The sequence below is a fragment of the Nostoc sp. DedQUE09 genome, from assembly GCF_034530915.1.
In the GTDB taxonomy this organism is placed as follows: domain Bacteria; phylum Cyanobacteriota; class Cyanobacteriia; order Cyanobacteriales; family Nostocaceae; genus Nostoc.
The window spans coordinates 46135-64868 of sequence record NZ_JAVRCE010000004.1; the positions used below are offsets into that span (position 1 = coordinate 46135).

The 18734-nt window shown below is 39.3% G+C and carries 14 protein-coding genes and 1 tRNA gene; 9 read left to right on the forward strand and 6 right to left on the reverse strand.

Features of this window, described 5'->3' with window-relative positions; genetic code table 11:
* Positions 1-261: 261 nt before the first annotated feature.
* The gene (locus RMY27_RS03690) at positions 262-3186 is read left to right on the forward strand and encodes a hypothetical protein (RefSeq protein ID WP_322660532.1); all 2925 of its coding nucleotides are present in this window, start codon (positions 262-264) and stop codon (positions 3184-3186) included.
* A 217-nt stretch (positions 3187-3403) separates the two neighbouring features.
* Here the strand turns inward: RMY27_RS03690 and RMY27_RS03695 are convergent, their stop codons facing one another.
* Positions 3404-3847: a hypothetical protein gene (locus RMY27_RS03695; protein ID WP_322660534.1), complete on the reverse strand. Its 444-nt coding sequence runs from the start codon at positions 3845-3847 to the stop codon at positions 3404-3406.
* Between the two features lie 642 nt (positions 3848-4489).
* Positions 4490-4906 carry a hypothetical protein gene (locus RMY27_RS03700; RefSeq protein WP_322660536.1) on the reverse strand — a complete coding sequence of 139 codons (417 nt, stop codon included), beginning with the start codon at positions 4904-4906 and terminating at the stop codon, positions 4490-4492.
* Between the two features lie 858 nt (positions 4907-5764).
* Here RMY27_RS03700 and ppk1 point away from each other — a divergent pair.
* Positions 5765-7936, forward strand: a complete 2172-nt coding sequence (ppk1, locus tag RMY27_RS03705; protein ID WP_416212306.1) for a polyphosphate kinase 1 — start codon at positions 5765-5767, stop codon at positions 7934-7936.
* A gap of 195 nt (positions 7937-8131) precedes the next feature.
* Positions 8132-8548 (forward strand): response regulator transcription factor, encoded by a 417-nt coding sequence (locus RMY27_RS03710; protein ID WP_322660538.1) that lies wholly within the window; start codon positions 8132-8134, stop codon positions 8546-8548.
* Between the two features lie 129 nt (positions 8549-8677).
* Here RMY27_RS03710 and RMY27_RS03715 read toward each other — a convergent pair whose 3' ends face one another.
* Positions 8678-8851, reverse strand: a complete 174-nt coding sequence (locus tag RMY27_RS03715; RefSeq protein WP_322660540.1) for a hypothetical protein — start codon at positions 8849-8851, stop codon at positions 8678-8680.
* Positions 8852-9267: 416 nt separating this feature from the next.
* Between RMY27_RS03715 and RMY27_RS03720 the strand changes: the two genes are divergently transcribed.
* On the forward strand, positions 9268-9837 hold the full coding sequence (locus RMY27_RS03720; RefSeq protein WP_322660542.1) for a DUF2854 domain-containing protein: 570 nt from the start codon (positions 9268-9270) through the stop codon (positions 9835-9837).
* A 329-nt stretch (positions 9838-10166) separates the two neighbouring features.
* On the opposite strand, the gene RMY27_RS03725 is transcribed toward RMY27_RS03720, so the two are convergent.
* Positions 10167-10427: a chlororespiratory reduction protein 7 gene (locus RMY27_RS03725; protein ID WP_322660544.1), complete on the reverse strand. Its 261-nt coding sequence runs from the start codon at positions 10425-10427 to the stop codon at positions 10167-10169.
* Positions 10428-11072: 645 nt separating this feature from the next.
* On the opposite strand from RMY27_RS03725, the gene RMY27_RS03730 reads away from it, so the two are divergent.
* Complete coding sequence (locus RMY27_RS03730; RefSeq protein WP_322660813.1) at positions 11073-12098, forward strand: PleD family two-component system response regulator; 1026 nt, start codon at positions 11073-11075, stop codon at positions 12096-12098.
* Positions 12099-12143: 45 nt separating this feature from the next.
* Here the strand turns inward: RMY27_RS03730 and RMY27_RS03735 are convergent, their stop codons facing one another.
* The gene (locus tag RMY27_RS03735) at positions 12144-13349 is read right to left on the reverse strand and encodes a histidine kinase (protein ID WP_322660546.1); all 1206 of its coding nucleotides are present in this window, start codon (positions 13347-13349) and stop codon (positions 12144-12146) included.
* A 592-nt stretch (positions 13350-13941) separates the two neighbouring features.
* Here RMY27_RS03735 and RMY27_RS03740 point away from each other — a divergent pair.
* From RMY27_RS03740 to RMY27_RS03750, 3 genes are all read left to right on the forward strand, one after another.
* The gene (locus RMY27_RS03740; RefSeq protein WP_322660548.1) at positions 13942-14151 is read left to right on the forward strand and encodes a hypothetical protein; all 210 of its coding nucleotides are present in this window, start codon (positions 13942-13944) and stop codon (positions 14149-14151) included.
* A gap of 814 nt (positions 14152-14965) precedes the next feature.
* Positions 14966-16360 carry an S-layer homology domain-containing protein gene (locus RMY27_RS03745; protein WP_322660550.1) on the forward strand — a complete coding sequence of 465 codons (1395 nt, stop codon included), beginning with the start codon at positions 14966-14968 and terminating at the stop codon, positions 16358-16360.
* A gap of 647 nt (positions 16361-17007) precedes the next feature.
* Positions 17008-18045: an SGNH/GDSL hydrolase family protein gene (locus RMY27_RS03750; protein ID WP_322660552.1), complete on the forward strand. Its 1038-nt coding sequence runs from the start codon at positions 17008-17010 to the stop codon at positions 18043-18045.
* Between the two features lie 137 nt (positions 18046-18182).
* Here RMY27_RS03750 and RMY27_RS03755 read toward each other — a convergent pair.
* A tRNA-Thr gene (locus RMY27_RS03755) sits at positions 18183-18254 on the reverse strand.
* Positions 18255-18287: 33 nt separating this feature from the next.
* Between RMY27_RS03755 and RMY27_RS03760 the strand changes: the two genes are divergently transcribed.
* Positions 18288-18581 carry a DUF3493 domain-containing protein gene (locus tag RMY27_RS03760; RefSeq protein WP_322660554.1) on the forward strand — a complete coding sequence of 98 codons (294 nt, stop codon included), beginning with the start codon at positions 18288-18290 and terminating at the stop codon, positions 18579-18581.
* Positions 18582-18734 lie beyond the last annotated feature (153 nt).

Genomic DNA, 18734 nt, shown 5'->3' on the forward strand with positions numbered 1-18734 from the left:
GTGGTGATTTTGCTGAGGTTGAATTTTTGCTCAAGAATTACACTCTTGTTGCAGTAAATCTGCTTAATCCTATTTTATTCTTTGCGCCAGGATCATAAATCAAACTTTTTTGACTATCTATATTTACTGAAACACTGTTGAATCCATCAAATGAAACAAATCAATAATAAATTCAAAGGCCAAGTATTAAAAAATGGTTAAGTTTCGACATTAGCCAATGCTCATATAGTTTGAATCGCCAAAAATTTTATTCTGAAAACATTGAAAAATCCAAAACGAAAAAGCTTCAATATCTCCCTAATGAGATTCAAAAAAAATGTAAAAATTCTTGGAATTTGTTTATTGTACTCAACAATTTTATACAAAACTGTATTTATCAAATTACCTGCGATCGCTCTAAGCATAAACAGGGAAAATAATCTTGATTTAATCGCTAATCATAACAAGTCATTAATCAATTCCGATCAAAAAACAAATAACTTACCAAGCCAAGAATTGTTAAAACAGGCTTTAAGAAAGTCTAACTCTGACCTAGAGAAACCAAACCAGTTACGCAAGTTCACCATTGCTGACGTTATCCCAATTGAAGAATACAAAGATAAACCTCCCAAGCTACCTGAAGAAGATGAAGAAAAGCCTCAACCAAATACAATTCAACCATCAAAACCATACACACCTCAGCAACAGATACTAATAGAAAAACTACGCCGAACAAAAAAACAACAACAAGTAATCCAAAAGAAAATAATTATTGACGCTCTGACTGCAAGTTCCAATCGGTATTCTTGGATTGTTAATCCAACAGATAACCTGACTTTTAAACCTCAATTATTTAAACCAAATGAAGACGAAAATTATATAGATACAGATTTAAATATCAGATTTTCTGGAGACAATCAGTTTATTGATAAATTTACTTATGCTAAATTTCCCAAAGATGACCAGTTTTACTGGGTTCTCGATAACAATAGATTAGTAATTGAGACTAAAGGTAGACAAGCTGGTATTCTTGCCCAAGGTAGAGCTTCTGAAACTTACATTACCCAAAATATGACATCAACCCAAGGATTTTGGGGATTGCAAAATATTAATACTTTACCTGTGAATTTTGATGAATTAGTCGGCGGAACTGCAATTCAAGATTTTTCTATACTTTCTCTGGCAGGAGAACTAATTAATCCAGAAGGGATACCTGCTGGTAAAGTGATAATTAATAGCGGAATTAATCTTAACGATCCTAATGTCACAGTTCTGGCAAATACTACACCAGTTATTGGAAGCGGTTCCACTTTTAGTAATGATGGTGGCGGATCTTTATTTGATTTCTTAGATGCAACTAATACACCTAAAATTCTACAAGCTTTTCCTACCACTAATTTAAAGCCTCTCCTAAATGGCGGAAGCGTTCAACTTAAACTAGGCGAAATTATTCCCGATCGTGTTTTAGAAGCGACTGGTATTTTATGGGGAAATATCTTGACGGGTGAAGGTTTTGGTTTTACTGCTCCTGTCTCTTCATTACCAGGTGTTAAAATTGCCCAGATAGGCGAATTTGATAATTTTGATTTATTAAATATAGCAGTTAATCCTTACTTGACGCCACTTGAGAGAGACTTGGCTTATTTCAATTCTTTATCTTGGGTATCTTTCGGCAAAAGAGATCCCATATTTAAAACTTTATCTGAGACACAAACAACTTCTAATTGGCACAGATTATATGTTAACTATCCTCATAACCGTACTATTGTTCAATATGATAAACAAAAAATTAGTGCTAGTTATTCTAATATTTTTTCTAGCCCAGGATTGTCTCTTACAGCTAATTTAAGTGACTTTAGTATTGATAGTATCCAAACAGCTAACTCTACTTTAGGATTGGCATTAGGCGGAATCTTTGAATACATTAAAATAGATAATATTAATGAAAGTTTAGCAGAAGCACGAGAAAGCTTTAAAAACGGAGAAGGTTTTGTTGAATTAAATACAAAGTCTACACCAAATCAAAGAAGACAAATTAACAACAGACTAAATCGTACTTTAGCTTATTCTAATGCAACCAGCGATCTAGAACAAGTCTCTGGAAGTATGACACTTCAGAGTAAAATCACTCCCAATAATTCTAGTATTTTAGAACTGAGAACAGGAAATCATAAACGCACAGTCCAATTTTTACAAAGAGATGTTGAACTTTTAGATCCAGGGGATACATTCTTTTCAACCCTTAGACTTTCTAATGAAAGATTTGGCCCTCTGACTTTCATAGGAAATCAGATGCCTTTGACTAATACTGATATTAATCCTATTAACGAATCTAGCGGTGCTGAAGTTATTTTGACTAACTCCCAAGGACGACAATTTGTACAACGATTTAATTCGGAAGATAACACTATAGTACCAATTCCAGTCCGCACATTTGATTTAGCATTCGATTATTTTGAACTCACCAGAGTCGATCGCATAGGTGTGAGTTTTAAAAGCTTTGATGGTTATCTATCTTTACCTTCAGTCGAATTATTAGCTGCTGGTTCTTCTGGAGATTTAAACTATAGTGCTAGCTTAGGAACTTGGTTTAATATAAATGCCAACTCAGCGCCTGGAGTTTCTAATAATAATTTAGGGTTAGCAGAACCATCTGTGGGTATATATGCCAGTGTTTTGGCTAACTATATTAAAACTCATGTCCAGTTAAACTCAAATAAAAAACCTGTAGCTGTCAACACTCACATACCATCATTAAAAATTGACTGGAATAGTGCATCAAATAGCAATAATCCTTTTTCAACTATATTGAGCTATTATTTTAATCATCAAGAAAAAAATATAAGTTTTTCTTTAGCACCTGCAATAGCTTTTATTCAAGATAATAGCAATGGTGAGTTTTTAACACTGTTTAGTGGTGAAGTTAGCACTAGCACAGGTTTAAATATTAATACTAACTTAGAGTTAGGTAAAAGCCTTTTCTATGAATTAGAAGGTTTACAAAAAGTTGGTATAAATTTATCTGTTGGTGCTTATATTAAAAATTATTTTACTAAAAACGTGGGTTTAAATACCCGATTATCTGGTCTAAACTACGGAGTTATTTTTAGATATAATTTTACAGATAATAATATTTTTATACAATCTAAAATTGGTACAGGAGAGAATGGGCTTGATATGCAAATTCAAGGTGGTTATCGATTTTAAATACAAAAGTAAATAGGCAAGCTAAAATTAGAAATATTTATCCTGGATTATTTGATTAAACAATATAAATTTAATATGTAAAAACAATCAGTACAATCCAGGATGCTTCTTTCTCTTTATATCTTGGCTTTTTCCTTTTGCCTTTTGCCCTTTACCTCTTGCCTAAAAATTATCATATATCGTAGATGCAGCAATAAATTTAGTATAGTTTTTGCAACTATTCTAAAGCCCCTAAGCCATTAGTAGTGTTAATTGTCTGAATTAAAGAGGCTGTATCGGGAATTAATGTTTGATTATTGACTGTTTCTAAAGTTTGGTTCAAAAACGAATTGTTATTATTTGTGATTATTTCATTGGCTGTGCCTACTGTCAGAGATAAAGAAGTTATTCTTTGATTAGTTGCTCCCATATTTGTCAGAGTAGGCGTTATTGTTAAAGTCGTATTTGTGCCAGGATTTAAAAAATTATTGCTAACAGGTAAAGAGAGTTCACCACTAACACTTTGATAAGCGCCGGAAGGCGAAACTATAGAAATAGCTCCACGTGCCACAGCTTCTTGTGCATATACTGGCACTGCAATAAAATTGCTTACACTGATAAAACCCAGCAAGCAAATGGTTCTTTTGATAGTTTCAGGCAATTGACGAAACACGCTATACATAATTTATTCCTCATGCTTTTTTGATTGGCATGAGCAATATAGCGGTAACTTTTCAGAAAAATTGATTGCTAGACTACTAAAATTTGGTATAAGAATTGACACTTAGTAAATAAAGGCAAAGTTCAATAGGCAAATAGCAAGAGTAATTATTGTGTGATTCTCTTGCGCCTATTGTCTTCTAGCTTCCGTCTTTTGCCTTTTGTATTTTACCTATTGGCTAATTTAAAAGATTTCGTAAAGTATCTATTTAAACAATATCAAAAGCCCGATTTCTTCAAGAAACCGGGTTTATATGGTAATATAGTAGATAAGTTTGGAAATACCGCCCCTCAACTACATTCAAGGGGCTGTATTTTTTCTTTAATCTTTCACATCTCAGTCACTCTCTACTTTATCCTCTGTCAAAAGTATGGATACAAGTAAAGAAGAGTCTGTCAAAGAATTGATTCGCGTATTACCAAATACTTTGATGCAAATGCCCAGCATGGGGATAGTCGTAGACGTTTCGTCTCAACTGATGGCAAAATTTTTTCAAACAATACCCAAACAGAGATTGAAAATCAATGCAAGGTGTGAAAGCATATAGACTAAAAGCCAATAGCTTTTAACACTATAGTGATTTTCTGTCAGTTAACAATCAGTCTATTCTAGACCGTCATTAACACTAGCTGCTCTGATAAGGGCTGCTAGGTCTTCAACTGCTGTAACAGTACCGGCATCAATCTTGGCTGCAATAGCTGCTTCGATTGTAGAACTGGGTGGTGAGACCAGGTTTACAACTGCACCTGGATCTATTGTTAAAGTAACTACGCTTTCGTCATTGGCACCTGCTGTACCGCTATATGCAGGTGTAACAACTAACGTTGGTCCGGTGAAATATGCAGAAGTAGGTGCAGTTAACTCAGCACTGACGCTGACAGAAGCACCTGATGGTCTAACAATTGTAACCGCACCACGAGCAGCAGCATCTCCTGCATTTGCAGGTGCTGCAAAGAAATTACCAACACCAACCAAACCTAATACACAAACGCTGCCTTTGAGAATTGCAGAAATTTTCATGATTAACAAACTCCCCGTGTTGTTTCTCTTTACGTTCTCAATATAACCATTGCCTGCCAGAAACATCTCAGCAACAATACTGAAATTTCAAAAAATTGCAGAGGTCGTAAATTAAAAAAACTAATAGATGGAAGTATTGGTGTGGCTCTGAATATAAGCTTCAAAAACCTCATAAAAATTGAGTTGCAGGAAGGCTTATGCCTACTCAGTGTCTGTATGAACTTTGTGGCAATGATTACCACTTTTTGGATTTAGGAAAACCAAATTCAGAAAGTATTAGAGGTAAGCCTTTAGACTGCTTCCAATGCCCCAATACCCTGTAAACATTGCTTAATAATTCGTTAAAACTTGTCAAATATGGCTATGTTATATCTTTGCTAAATCTTAAGTGCATCTTTATAGGTAATATGCTGTGGGCAACGATTTGAATCCCAGGCTTATCGCAGTTATTGTATGGATGCAATATTTTGAAAGGGCAGATAACTATACGCCAACACCATATTCCACAAAATTAAAAACGGCTATAAAATCTAGTTATAGGTTAGGTGGTTAGGGTGGTTATCTGGAAGATAGCCAAGGCGATGTCTACGACGGGCTATGCCTACGCGCAAAGCAGCCAAAAATTTCTTAGGAATGTTGGCTTTCGTGCCTACACAAGTTAATTTTTGAGTCTTTGACTAAAGTTATTTAAATACAAACAGATTTTGATTTAAGTATGATGTCTGTCCTTTACCAGTAACGAAGGAGAGAATCAGCACTACAAAAAATTACCTCAGCGTTATGCTCAAGCACCATTTAACCTACTATATTTATTGTCCCCCAGTTGAATGGGCTACATCTGCCTGCCTTTAGGTCATTATGGCAAAATCTAAGAAAAGCGCTACCCCCATCAATCTCAGCGATCCACAATATTATCTTAATCGAGAGTTAAGCTGGTTAGAATTTAATGCCAGGGTATTACATGAAGCCTGTGACGATCGCACCCCACTTCTGGAACGTCTTAAGTTTTTGGGAATATTTAACTCTAATTTAGATGAGTTTTTTATGGTGCGCGTTGCTGGCTTAAAGCAACAAGTAGAGGCAAAAGTTAGCCTGTTAACTCCCGATGGCCGGACACCACAACAACAGCTAGACGATATTAGGTCTACCCTTACTCCCCATGTCAACAAACAGCACCAACATTTTGAGGAAGTACTTCGTCCTCTACTAGTAAATCATGGCATTCATATTCTGAATTACATAGATTTGAATCAAAAGCAGCGGACTCATCTTAACAGCTATTTTGAGGAACAAGTTTTTCCAGTTTTGACTCCTCTGGCTGTTGATCCTAGTCATCCCTTTCCTTTTATTTCTAATCTCAGCCTGAATCTGGCTGTTGTGGTCAAGAATCCAGACACCGAAGAAGAATTCTTTGCCAGAATCAAAGTCCCTAGCGTTCTACCACGATTTTTACCGATACCGCCTGAGTTGGGAGATCAGAATAGCGAAAAACCTGCCCACTGGACTGGGGTACCTTTAGAACAGGCGATCGCTCATAACTTGGAATCTCTATTTCCAGGGATGAACATTCAAGAATATCATCCGTTCCGCATTACCCGTGATGCCGATTTGGTCTTAGAAGAAGATGAAGCAGATGATTTGTTGTTAGCAATCGAACAGGAATTGCGAAAACGGCGGCTGGGTGGAAGTCCAGTCCGGCTAGAAATTCAATCCCAAACTCCGGAAATAGTGCGATCGCGATTATTACAAGATTTGGAATTAACAGAAAGTGATGTTTACGAGGTAAACGGTCTTTTGGGACTGCGGGATTTAATGTACTTTATGTCCTTGCCATTGCCGGAGCTCAAAGATCCACCACGCCAATCTGTTGTACCTTTACGCCTGCAAAGGCTGAGAGAACCGAGTTTAGACCCAGATGCGCTGGAGACGGACGAAGGAAAAGACTTTTTTGCTGTAATTCGGGAAAAGGATTTACTAGTACACCATCCTTATCAATCCTTTTCGGCTACAGTAGTACGCTTTATTACCCATGCTGCCTACGATTCGAATGTGTTAGCCATCAAGATGACCCTTTACCGGACTTCTGGTGACTCGCCCATCGTCAACGCTTTAATTGCTGCTGCTGAAAATGGCAAGCAGGTATCTGTGCTGGTGGAATTAAAAGCGCGATTTGATGAGGAGAATAATATTTACTGGGCAAAACGCCTAGAAAGAGTTGGAGTTCATGTCGTCTATGGTTTAGTTGGGCTAAAAACCCATAGTAAAACCGTCATGGTGGTACGGCGCGAAAAAGACCGGATACGTCGCTACGTGCATATTGGGACTGGTAACTATAACCCTAAAACAGCACGACTGTATACAGATTTGGGATTGTTTAGTTGCCGTGAAGAGTTGGGCGCTGACATCACAGATCTATTTAATTTCTTAACCGGATATTCTCTGCAAAAATCTTACCGAGAGTTGCTAGTTGCGCCTGTAAATATGCGCGATCGCTTTTTGGCACTAATTCACCGCGAAATCGAAAATGTTCAAAATGGATTTTCTGGACGGATTGTTGCCAAAATGAATTCCCTAGTAGATCCGCAAATTATCGCCACTTTATATGAAGCTTCCCGCGCTGGAGTGCAAATCGACTTAATTATCAGGGGTGTTTGTTGTTTACGCCCAGGAATCAAAGATATTAGTGAAAACATTCGCATCATCAGCATTGTCGGTCGCTTTTTAGAACACTCTCGGATTTATTATTTTCATAACAATACACAGGAGGAGATATATATCGGCAGTGCTGACTGGATGCGTCGCAACCTAGATCGCCGAGTCGAAGTAATTACCCCAGTAACAGACCCAGATATTGCTAAAGATTTGCAAGAAATTATGGGAATTATGCTTGCAGATAATCGCCAAGCTTGGGAATTACAAGCTGATGGTACTTACATTCAACGGCGTCCTTATGATGATTCTCCAGAAGCTAATTCACAAAAAATTCTCATGAACATGGCATTACGCTCAACTGGTGTAGTCCCAACCTGATTGATTAAAAAATAAGTTACTTATACCTTGACAATTAGCTCAACTTAGTCTTTTTTTTAATTGAATTTTTTGAGCAGTTGTCTCAGTTGTTATCATAGGTTCACGCAAGTTATTCAACCATAGGATAGAGTTAGTGCTGGCACTTGTTCTCATAAACTGGAAAGGTTATTCTGAATAAATTTGTCTTTCCCCTCAATGTTAATGTTATCCTGCGAGCTTTCTACCTTGCGTCTTTTAGTAGTTGATGACCACGAGCTGACTCGCTTAACCTTACAATTGGTTTTCTCTTGCCAGGAAAATATTCAAGTAGTAGGTTTAGCCAGTAATGGTGAAGAAGCTATAGAAATGGTTAAACGTTGCCATCCTGACGTAATTGTTCTAGATTTACAGATGCCAGTCATGGATGGGTGGAGTGCGTCTAGTCACATTAAAGCTATATCTCCGAACACCCAGATACTGGCTTACTCCTCAGTGGAAGACGTAAGTTTTCACGGAACAAAGGCAATGTCTAGCTTTGATAACGTTTGCAAGAAAGATGTACCTACAAGCGAACTTATTGCCTTAGTTAGGCAGCTAGGTCAGGGTGCAGGAGATGGTTCAGTGGCAGGATAAATGATGCAGTGATTATTGCTTCGCCAACTCAGGCTTAGTTGAATTCTGGGGATTTGAAGACATGATACTAGTGAATAACGTCGGTCTAGCCTGAAGTTGAGGTTAAACCGACGTAACTTTTGAGAACTTCTACTCTCCCGGAATGGTGCGTGTAAATTCGTCAATTAGTTCATCCAGTTCTTCCAAAGCCTGATTTACGTCAATTCTCAAAGTTCCCAGGTTTGGTTGCTCCAGTAAGCTTAATAGGTAATCGCGTTTACTTTGAACTGCGACAATTCGTTCTTTTATAGTCTGTAGATCCATTATTTTTTTCCTATCTTTAACTACCTTTAAATTTAAAGTTAACTCAAAATCTAATATTCTGGGACACTATAGACCCTTAATGGTCAACTTAAAGTCACTTGCCTTCCCTACGGGATACTGCGCGAATGTGGATTAAAGAAAAATTGAGTGTTTGAAAACCACAAACACAAAGGTGGGTAAAGTCTCGTTTATACGAAGCCAGTGCTTTAGGCGGTAATGTAATGCCTGACTTGTTCCCTCTTGGTGTGTTCCCTTCCGTCTCTTTAGCAACTGGCGTGCGGTTTGTAACCGCCTTAATATGGCAATTTAGGATTAGTTGAATACTAGCGCCTGGGGACAATGTTCTTCCCTAATTTGTTACTCATAGCCGATGATAATAAAACTAAGGTATTCAGACTTTATACTAATTTAAGCTCATGCTACGCCAAATCTCTTTGGGAACACTCGGTCTAACTATCGGTGGCATATTAACCATCATTGGCTTTATTGCCTATGCTGATAACAATGCCACACTCAATCTTGTCGGATTTTTTTACGGGATTCCTCTATTATTGGGAGGACTGGCACTAAAAGCTAATGAACTTAAGCCAGTACCATTTACCCAAACTACGTCACCGTCAACATTGATACTGCGCCAGCAGCAAGCAACTGATACTCAAAATAAAATTCGCAAAGACATTACCCGATATTGCTATGGTCAAGATGCTCATCTAGATACAACACTTTCTTTTCTGGGTTTGAGTCCCAATGACCAAGAACGTCCAACAGTCACAGGGTTACGAGAAACAGAAGTTAATGGAAGCTATGCCCTAATTTTAGAATTTGATTCACCGCTAATACCAATTGATGTGTGGCAAAAAAAGCATGAAAAAATGACCAATTATTTTGGTCCTGGATTGGAAATTCAAATAACGCAGCCATCTGAAAATACAATTGAGCTAGCGCTAATCAATACTCAAAAAGAATCACTAGTCAGTAGTCAATAGTCAAAAGCAAAAATTATCGTTACCCAAACTTCATTCCTTTATGACTTGTTGTTGACCATATTTTTGCAACAGTCAAAATAATTAATAATTCATAATTTACAATTAGTGGTGGCTCCTGTACTTTCCATTCTCTTGTTGACCACTAAATTTTGATGAGTGTGTGGACTAGTGTACAGTGTCTTTAACTATGAATTGTGAATTAGTAATTATTCTTTTGGGAATTCCCTTAACCACGATTTAACTCCCCAACTTTTTGAATAAGTCGGGGAGATGGGCAACAATTTTTGCTTAAAATTTCTTTAGGATTCTTTCAAGCACTTACCAAAAATTTACTTTTCTAAACGAACTGCGTACCACTGTAAATATTTCCCAGGGCCAATATCTAATTCGCAGCTAGTGTCAATTAAATATTGGGCTTGAGTTTCCACAGTATCAAACTTTTGCAAGTCAGGCGGTAAATCTTGAGTTATGAGTTTTTGAAGAGTTATTTTGAGCTTTTCTAATAGCTCTGATGGTGTCATAAATTGTTCTGGTTGATTTGTTTCTAGAACAACAAAATTATCCTGCTGGTACATTAATGGGTCTGGCATTTTTAAGATTTAGCGAATGTCAATAGGTTTGGATGGTTTTTGTAAGAGCTTTTGCTTGTTTGTTTAGCCAACGTGAGTTCTGGGCGGTTTATGGCTAGAGCGGAATGGTTATGAAGTCACTTGAAAATAAAGTTTTGCACTAAGTTTTATCTCAATCTTATGTAATTATACTAAACCTCAGCAAGCCTTGTCGGATAGACTAAATAAATTTCAGTCAGGTGATATTAGTATTTAGTATTAACTATATTCTGAGGGTATTTTGGCAATTGCCTTGCTCTGGATCGCTAGGTTTCTCAATTAACTACACAACTAAAGAATTAAGGTGTGTATTTGTAATTCTCAAAAAAATCGTAATTTGACTTTAACAATAGGGAAATATAAAAGTAACATTTCCTCCCATAACCATCGCTGAACAAAAAGGTAGCAATTGCCTTCGTGTTCCAATTACAGATTGTCTATGCAACTTATTTATCTACCGCTTGCTTGGGCCAACAACATTGGGCAGTCCATTGTCAAAAAACAGTTGATTGTCAAGCCAGACAAACCTTTGACGCAAATCCTGGCATTGATGAAAATAGTGATCGCTCCTATGCGATTGAGTTGCACGGCCTTTTTCAGGATAGTCCCGCAAGTGGAAGGCAACTCATGTCAGGCATAAGCCCATTTTCTGTTTCTAAGCAACCACCACTGATTCTAGTGGCTGATGATGACAAGACCATCCGGGTATTGTTGCGTAAAGCAATGGAACAAGAAGGTTATCGAGTGGTCGAGGTTAATGATGGTAAGCAATGTTTAGATGCTTACGAGACTATCAAACCGGATATAGTTTTGCTAGATGCTGTAATGCCTGTGATGGATGGCTTTACTTGCTGTAAGCACTTGCTCCAAATTGCCAGGAATAATTTAATCTCAGCCCTTGCCACCTTTGATACTGACTCGACTCTTAACAATACGGTTATCTCCAAAATATGGGAGCGCACTCCCATCTTGATGATCACATGCTTGGACGATGAGGAATCTGTAAACCGTGCTTTTGAAGCGGGAGCGACTGATTATGTTACTAAGCCAATTCACTGGCCTGTATTACGCCAGCGGTTGCGCCGACTGCTACAGCAAGCACAAGTGTACAAACAGTTAGAGGCGGCAAACGAAGCTTTGCATCACCTTGCAAATGTAGATGGCTTAACTGAGTTGGCTAATCGTCGCCGCTTTGACGATTATCTCAATACTCAATGGATTAATCTTGCACAAGAGGGATTTCCCTTGTCAATGATTTTGTGTGATATCGACTTTTTTAAATTTTATAATGATAAATATGGCCATCCGGCAGGGGATGTATGTTTACAAAAGGTGGGTGCTGTCTTAAGCCTTAAGGCACAAAAACATCAGGATTTAGTAGCGCGTTATGGTGGCGAAGAATTTGCTGTAATTATGCCATACACTCCTGCATCTGGCGCACTTCACGTTGCCGCCGCAATTCAAACGGGAATCAAAGATTTGCAAATTGTTCATGACGGTTCTGCGGTGAGTCAGCACGTCACTCTCAGCATGGGGGTGGCAACTGTTGTCCCGACTTGGGAATCTTCACCTTCAGAGTTGATCGTGCTGGCAGATAAAGCACTCTACCAAGCAAAGGCCGGGGGACGCGATCGCTTTGTCTCAAGTTCTTAATTGTCATTTGTCATTTGTCATTGGTCATTTGTCAATACCCATTACCTAAGAAGGATAAACTGGCAGTGTGAAGTGAAACCATGCTCCGTTATTGGGGGCAGAATCCACCCAAATTTGACCATAGTGTGCCAGAACGATGCGTTGGCATAGACAAAGACCAATGCCGTAACCTTCTGTACCTTCATCCCGTTGCAGGCGGAAGTGGTTTTCAAAGATGCGATCGCGATTCTCTACAGGAATACCAGGCCCAGTATCGCCAATACTAAACTGAACTTTTTGAGTAGTGCGGTGCAATCCGGCGATGCTAATCTTGCCACCTTCTGGGGTGTATTTGATGGCATTATCTAATAAATTTACTAGGACTTGCCGGATGCGTTCTGGGTCAGCATATACATAAGGTAAGTCGTTGGGAATATCTGTTTCGACCTCTTGGGATTTGGCGGTGTAGCGATCGCACAATTCTTCTAGTACATTTAAGCACAGTTTACCTAGCTGTACTTTTTGTGGTAAGATAGGAAATTCTGTATCTTTGCCACGACCTACCTGCAAAAGGTCGGCAATCATCCGATCAATGATCTTCGTTTGATTACGGGCTTGTTTTAATAGATGCGCTGTCAAGGATGGTTTGAGGCGCTGAAATTGTCCTGTCTCTAAATTGTAGTTAGATTGGAGAGTTTCGATGGCGATCGCTGCGGCTGTTAGGGGATTGCGGAGATCGTGTGCCAGCATCCCAATCACCCGATCTTTAAACTGTAGCTGCTCTTGGAGGTTATCTTTTTCTTGTTTTAAGCGAAAAATTTCGTCTGAGAGTCGGATGAGTTCGGCAGAAACAGCAACTGAACGGATAGTGGATTTGGGTGATGTCACCCTAGCATTATCGTCTATCCGTTCTTGTAAGTCTTCCTGTAATTTCAAATAGGCGTCTACAGCGGCTTGCCAGCGAGGCCACCAGTTTTTCAATTGCGCTATGATATTACTCCCAGCCAAAACCTGTCGTGGTTCCGGGTGAATTTTGATTAAAGCTGGCGTTGCTACCAATTTAAAGTGTTCTGCTAAGTAAGGTTGTTGACCAACATCAATAGTTTGAAGTTCAAAACTATACTCAGCCTGCAATTCTTTTAAGTAAGCACGTATTCGCTGCACCTGTTGGCGGGACTTGGGGCGTCCATCGACAAACAGTAACAGCTGGAGTGGAGCTTCAGAATAAATAGGCTGATCCTGGGAAACTTGCATGTAATCGTGTTTCAGCACTGGTAACAACCCGGTGACGCTTTACAGAAAGTAAAAAGGACTGACGGTTGTCGATGGTCGTTGTTTTTTCTTCTTAATATCTATTTTAGATTTTCATTCTCCTATCCGATCTGCATTTTTGACATCAGACATATCTTATTCAGCCTTTTGCTCTCGTTTGGTTAACTTTATCTCCAAGAAACACCCAAGCCCCTTGAATATAAGTCTTAATTTGCCCTGAATCAAAAATTTTCGCCAGAGCCACCAGGTGAAAGGTTTAATGCTATGTCAAATCGGCTAGTGCAGCACCATGTCAATTTGAGTACTCGCTTTCAGTAAGCGATCGCCCAAGAAAACACAGATGCTAATTGTATCTAATCTATCAGGAAGCTGTTAACTGTTCAGACCAAGTTTGTAGAGGTTTTTTTCAACCGCCAGTGCATTTGATGAAGTGTCTTTTTCGCCTCAAGCCAATAATTAACTAGGATTGGAAAAACAGCCATAGATAACTATGTACTACTTCTATAACTTGCGAAGCGCACCTTCCAGCTTTCCTAGAAGAACTACAGCCCTATCCCAGAATAACAGGGGATGGGTCGATTGAGGGAAAGTTTTGGATAACATAGAGGCGATGCCTACGACGGTAAACTACGCACTTTTAGACGAAGCACTCACTGCTTTCGAGGCTGTCAAGAAACTCTTGACTACAGCACAAGTAGCACTTTCTCTAGAAAATCAATTTAGAAATACTAGGGAAACTGCTGCGACTCTTGACTGCTTTACCTATTTATCCCAGTCGCCAATAAGAACGAACTTACGCTAATTTCCTGGAATTGCTTCACATTGGCATTTTCCAGAGATTGCCTTACTCACCTTACCATCGTCAGATGAATAATTTCCAGAATCGCTTTTCAGCCAGTGTTAGTTAACTCGATTTATTCCCCTCTTTGGGTGAGGCTAAGGGGGACTTTATTCTTAGTCTATCACTTCAGTTGCTTGGCGTAGGTTGTGCCCACCGTAGGCATCGCATTACAACTAGTGCATCTGGTAAGTAGATTCAAGCTTTTGCTAGCAAAACTGTTTTTTGAGCAGTTATCAATCAGTTATCTGCTCTACAACTTGGATGTTTAGATAACTATCTGAAAAATTGGTTCACAATCTAGTATAGATCGGTTTGTAGTCGGAGGCTCTAGCCCTCATCTAAATACTAAAGTCCTTATTACGAACTTCCAAATCATAAAACTCTTATATATCAAGGATTTCAGGTTTATTTATGTTTTTTCCCAAAAATGTTAGTTTTCCAGAATTTTAGGGAACTCTATAAATAAGCATAGGAATTATCAAAACCTAATGGCTGTAAAACGAAGACAATACGGTAGCTTTTGCTACCGTTTACTCATTTTTGAAGATATCATCAACATAGACATTTACGAAGAAGACGTAGTGAGTCGGTAGTGTCTTTTGGTGATATAGAGAATCAGAAGATAACAGGGAGACGAGGGGATAAGGGAGAATTATTGAGCTGTCTACCCCCTCTTCCTTGTCTACCTTGTCTCTTCTCCATGCTCCATACCCCATTTCCATTTAATGGACAGTCTGCGCTAGGGTAGGAATTGAAACTCAATTTGTGATTTCCTGTGCTTCCCTGTAAACGTCCAGCTGTATTTCTAATTTGGGCTGCTATACTCACTTCGTTAACAGCCTGTGCTAATAGCCCAGTCGCCAAAAACCTTGAGCAATCTTTGGCGGCAGATCCGAAACTGCAAAGCGATCAAGTTGTCTTTGGAGAATCCCAAGATAATCAACCGCAAGCACAGCAAAATGAATCAGCAGTTCAGTTACCATCTGATTTTCCTAAAGATATCCCCTTATATTCCAATGCCAAACTACAGGAAGTTACACCTGCTAGCGGCTCAGAAAACAAAATCTCAACTCGTTGGTTAAGTTCTGACCCCAGTAATTTTATTGCTAGTTTTTATCGCAGCCAGTTTCAAACAAATAACTGGCAGATTTTGCAACAGCCAACAGATGATACAGGAGGAGCTTTTGAGGCACGTCGCAACGATTTGCTGTTGAAGGTTTCCATTCAGCCCAAATCAGTTACTAACGCCACACCTAATCAACCCCAAACAGCCACTGAATTACTGATTGATTACGTACCGGATAGTACAGCAACAGCACAATCTACTTCAACTACAAATCCTAACGAAACTGCTAACGCTGTTCCTCAACCGGGAAGTTCACAGTTCATTGGCCCAGTACCACCCACAAACTTGGCAGCACAGCCACCAAGCACAGCTAATAACCAAACAATCCCTACAGCCACCCCTAAATCTCAGGTATTCAACGATCTGAACAAGGCACCACAAGAATGGCGGCAACATATCCAAGACTTGGCTGCATTAGGTGTTTTATCTATAGAAGCAAAGACAACTAAGAGCAACTCCACTACTACAACTAATCAGTTTGAACCCAGTAAAACCGTTACACATCGGGAATATGCCCGTTGGCTAATCGCTGCTAACAATGCTGTGTATACCAACAATCCAGCTAAACAGATTCGCTTGGCATCAGAAAGTACTCAACCAGCTTTTAGTGATGTGTCAGCACAAGACCCTGATTTCCCAGCAATTCAGGGATTAGCTGAAGCTGGGTTAATTCCCAGTCCATTATCTGGAGATTCTACAGTAGTTTCATTTCGTCCTGATGCACCTCTAACGCGGGAACAGTTGCTGCTGTGGAAATTACCCCTAGATACTCGCCAAGCTTTACCCTCTGCTAACTTAGATTCGGTCAAACAAACCTGGGGTTTCCAAGACGCAGCGCGAATTGAGCCGAAGGCTTTAAAAGCAGTGTTGGCTGATTACCAAAATGGCGAACAATCGAATATTCGGCGGGTGTTTGGTTATACGACTCTGTTTCAACCCAAAAAACCAGTAACTCGTGCTGAGGCTGCTACGGCTTTGTGGTATTTCGGTAGTCAGGGTGAGGGTGTTTCGGCTACTGAGGCTTTGAAATTAAAAGGCGGTTAGTCTATCGGTATCATAAAAGTGAGCAATTACCTTCTAAAAGGTGGTAAAATTTGCCATTTCTTTGTGAAATAACTATTTTTTATCAAGAAAATGTAAATCTAGGTATTTTCAGCGTTTTTACCCGTGTTTAATGAATTTTTGGTGCATAGTTAAGTAAAACAACGTAAGTTAACTCAATAGGCGTACTTAGTTTTGAAGTAATATCATGTTCGCATAATTAGTTATGATTTCCACAGTCATTGCACCCCACACGCCAGATGCTCCACTTGGGGAGACCCCAAGACCGCACTGGCTCCCCTTAATCCCCTCCCCGCTCTTCGGGAGGCAGGGTGATTTCATACAACCAGAGAAAAACATAAAACTGGGTTTCAAAGCCTCTCCCCCCGTGGGGGAGAGGTTTGGAGAGAGGGAAAAAGGTTGGACACAAAACGAGAAATCAAGACTTATGTATTTTTCTTTTTTCGTATGAAACCACCCTGCCTCCCCGCTCTTCGGGAGGGGAGACGAAGCGTAGCTTTGGCGGGGTGGGGTTCTTCGGGTTTAATAAGTAATCAAGCGAACATGATATAAGTCAAAAGATAAGTCGTCAGACTATTGCCCTTTGATTACTTTTAAACAAATTAAAAAATATCACGGGTAAAAAAAATATGAAAAAACAAGCTGTAGCAGCAGGATTTGTTCTCTTATCTTTGATGTTGCCGACCAAAGCGAGTGCTGCGAGTTTTACCAAATTTTATGTATTTGGCGACAGTCTTTCTGATACTGGCAATGTTTTCGCTACTACTGGCGGTTTAGTTGCTCCGACAACAGCCATTCCCCAAGATCCACCCTACTTTCAAGGTCGTTTTTCCAATGATCAGGTGTGGGTAGACTACCTTGGAGATCAGCTAGGATTACAACCCTCTCCATACATTACTTTAAATACTACTATTCCCAATCAAGGTATTAACTTTGCTGTGGGCGGTGCTAGTTCTGGTCAAGGTAATGCTGTTGTTCCTAATGCACCTTTAGCGGGAATACTAGAGCAAGTTGGTTTGTTGACGCAACCTATTCTACAAGCTAATCAGAAGCTTGATCCAAATGCCCTCTATGCTGTTTGGGGAGGTGCAAATGATTATGTGTTTGGTCAAGCTACCAATGCGGCTCAAACAGTCCAGAATTTATCAGATGCAGTAGGGTTACTTGCTGCATCTGGCGCAAAAAATATTTTAGTCTTTAACTTGCCTGATTTGGGCAAGATTCCATTTGCATTTGCGACAGGTCTATCTAGCAATTTGACTAGTTTGACAAATGACCATAACACGAGATTAGCAGAAAAACTAGACAAATTTAGCAATAACTCTAACCTGAATCTGATTTCTGTGGATGTGTTTTCCCTATTTAATCAAGTACAAGCAAATCCAGGGACATTTGGGTTTAAAGATGTGGCTAACCCTTGCGTAGTAGGGAATTTACAGACAATCACAAGCGTATGTTCTCAACCAAACAATTATTTGTTCTTTGACTCCGTGCATCCAACAACAGGCGTTCATAAGTTAGTAGCAGATACTACACTAGCAGCGATTGAGGCTAAGTCTGCGCCTGAACCTGCGATCAACTTGGGCATTTTCGCTCTTGGTGCTTCTGGTGCGCTAAGAGTGCTGAAACGCCAACAAAAAAGAGCAGCAGTTATGACAGAAGGTTAGATTGTTGATGCAACGATTTGCGGCGCTGGATTGTAGAAGTATGGTGCGTAGTTGCCGCCGTAGACATTTTTTTGACACCCATTTGGCTAGATGCTTGATTTATGTCAAACTCTAATATTGAAGAATAGTTTAATTAAAGCCGATGATGGGATTTGAACCCACGGCCTGCTGATTACGAATCAGCTGCTCTACCACTGAGCCACATCGGCGTACACAATCTAAGAGTATAACATGATTTAATCATGGTAGATCAAAATCCTAAAAATCGGCTTAATCCTGAACAGTATGCCAGCCTCAAAGCAGAAATAGCCGCTCCTTATCGCGGGTTACGACAATTTTTCTACATTGCTTTCGGTGCTTCTGGCTCACTTGGTGCATTCGTCTTTTTCTTCCAAGTGCTTGCCGGACGCAATGTTGAGAGTGCAATGCCAAGTTTAGCTCTCCAATTAGGAATAGTTGCCTTAATGGCGTTCCTCTGGCGCTGGGAACAGCGTCGGCAACAACGCTCCCAATCGGGTAAAAATTCTAATTCCTGAAGGGAGAAATTTTAGCTAGTTAATTTTTGACTACTTTATTTTGATATATCTTTATATTCTTCAAATTTATTAATGCTTTTATGAAGATTAAAATATTAAGAAAGAAAAAATAAAAAAATTATTAGGAAATCCTAAAAAGCAAGAATTTCTGAG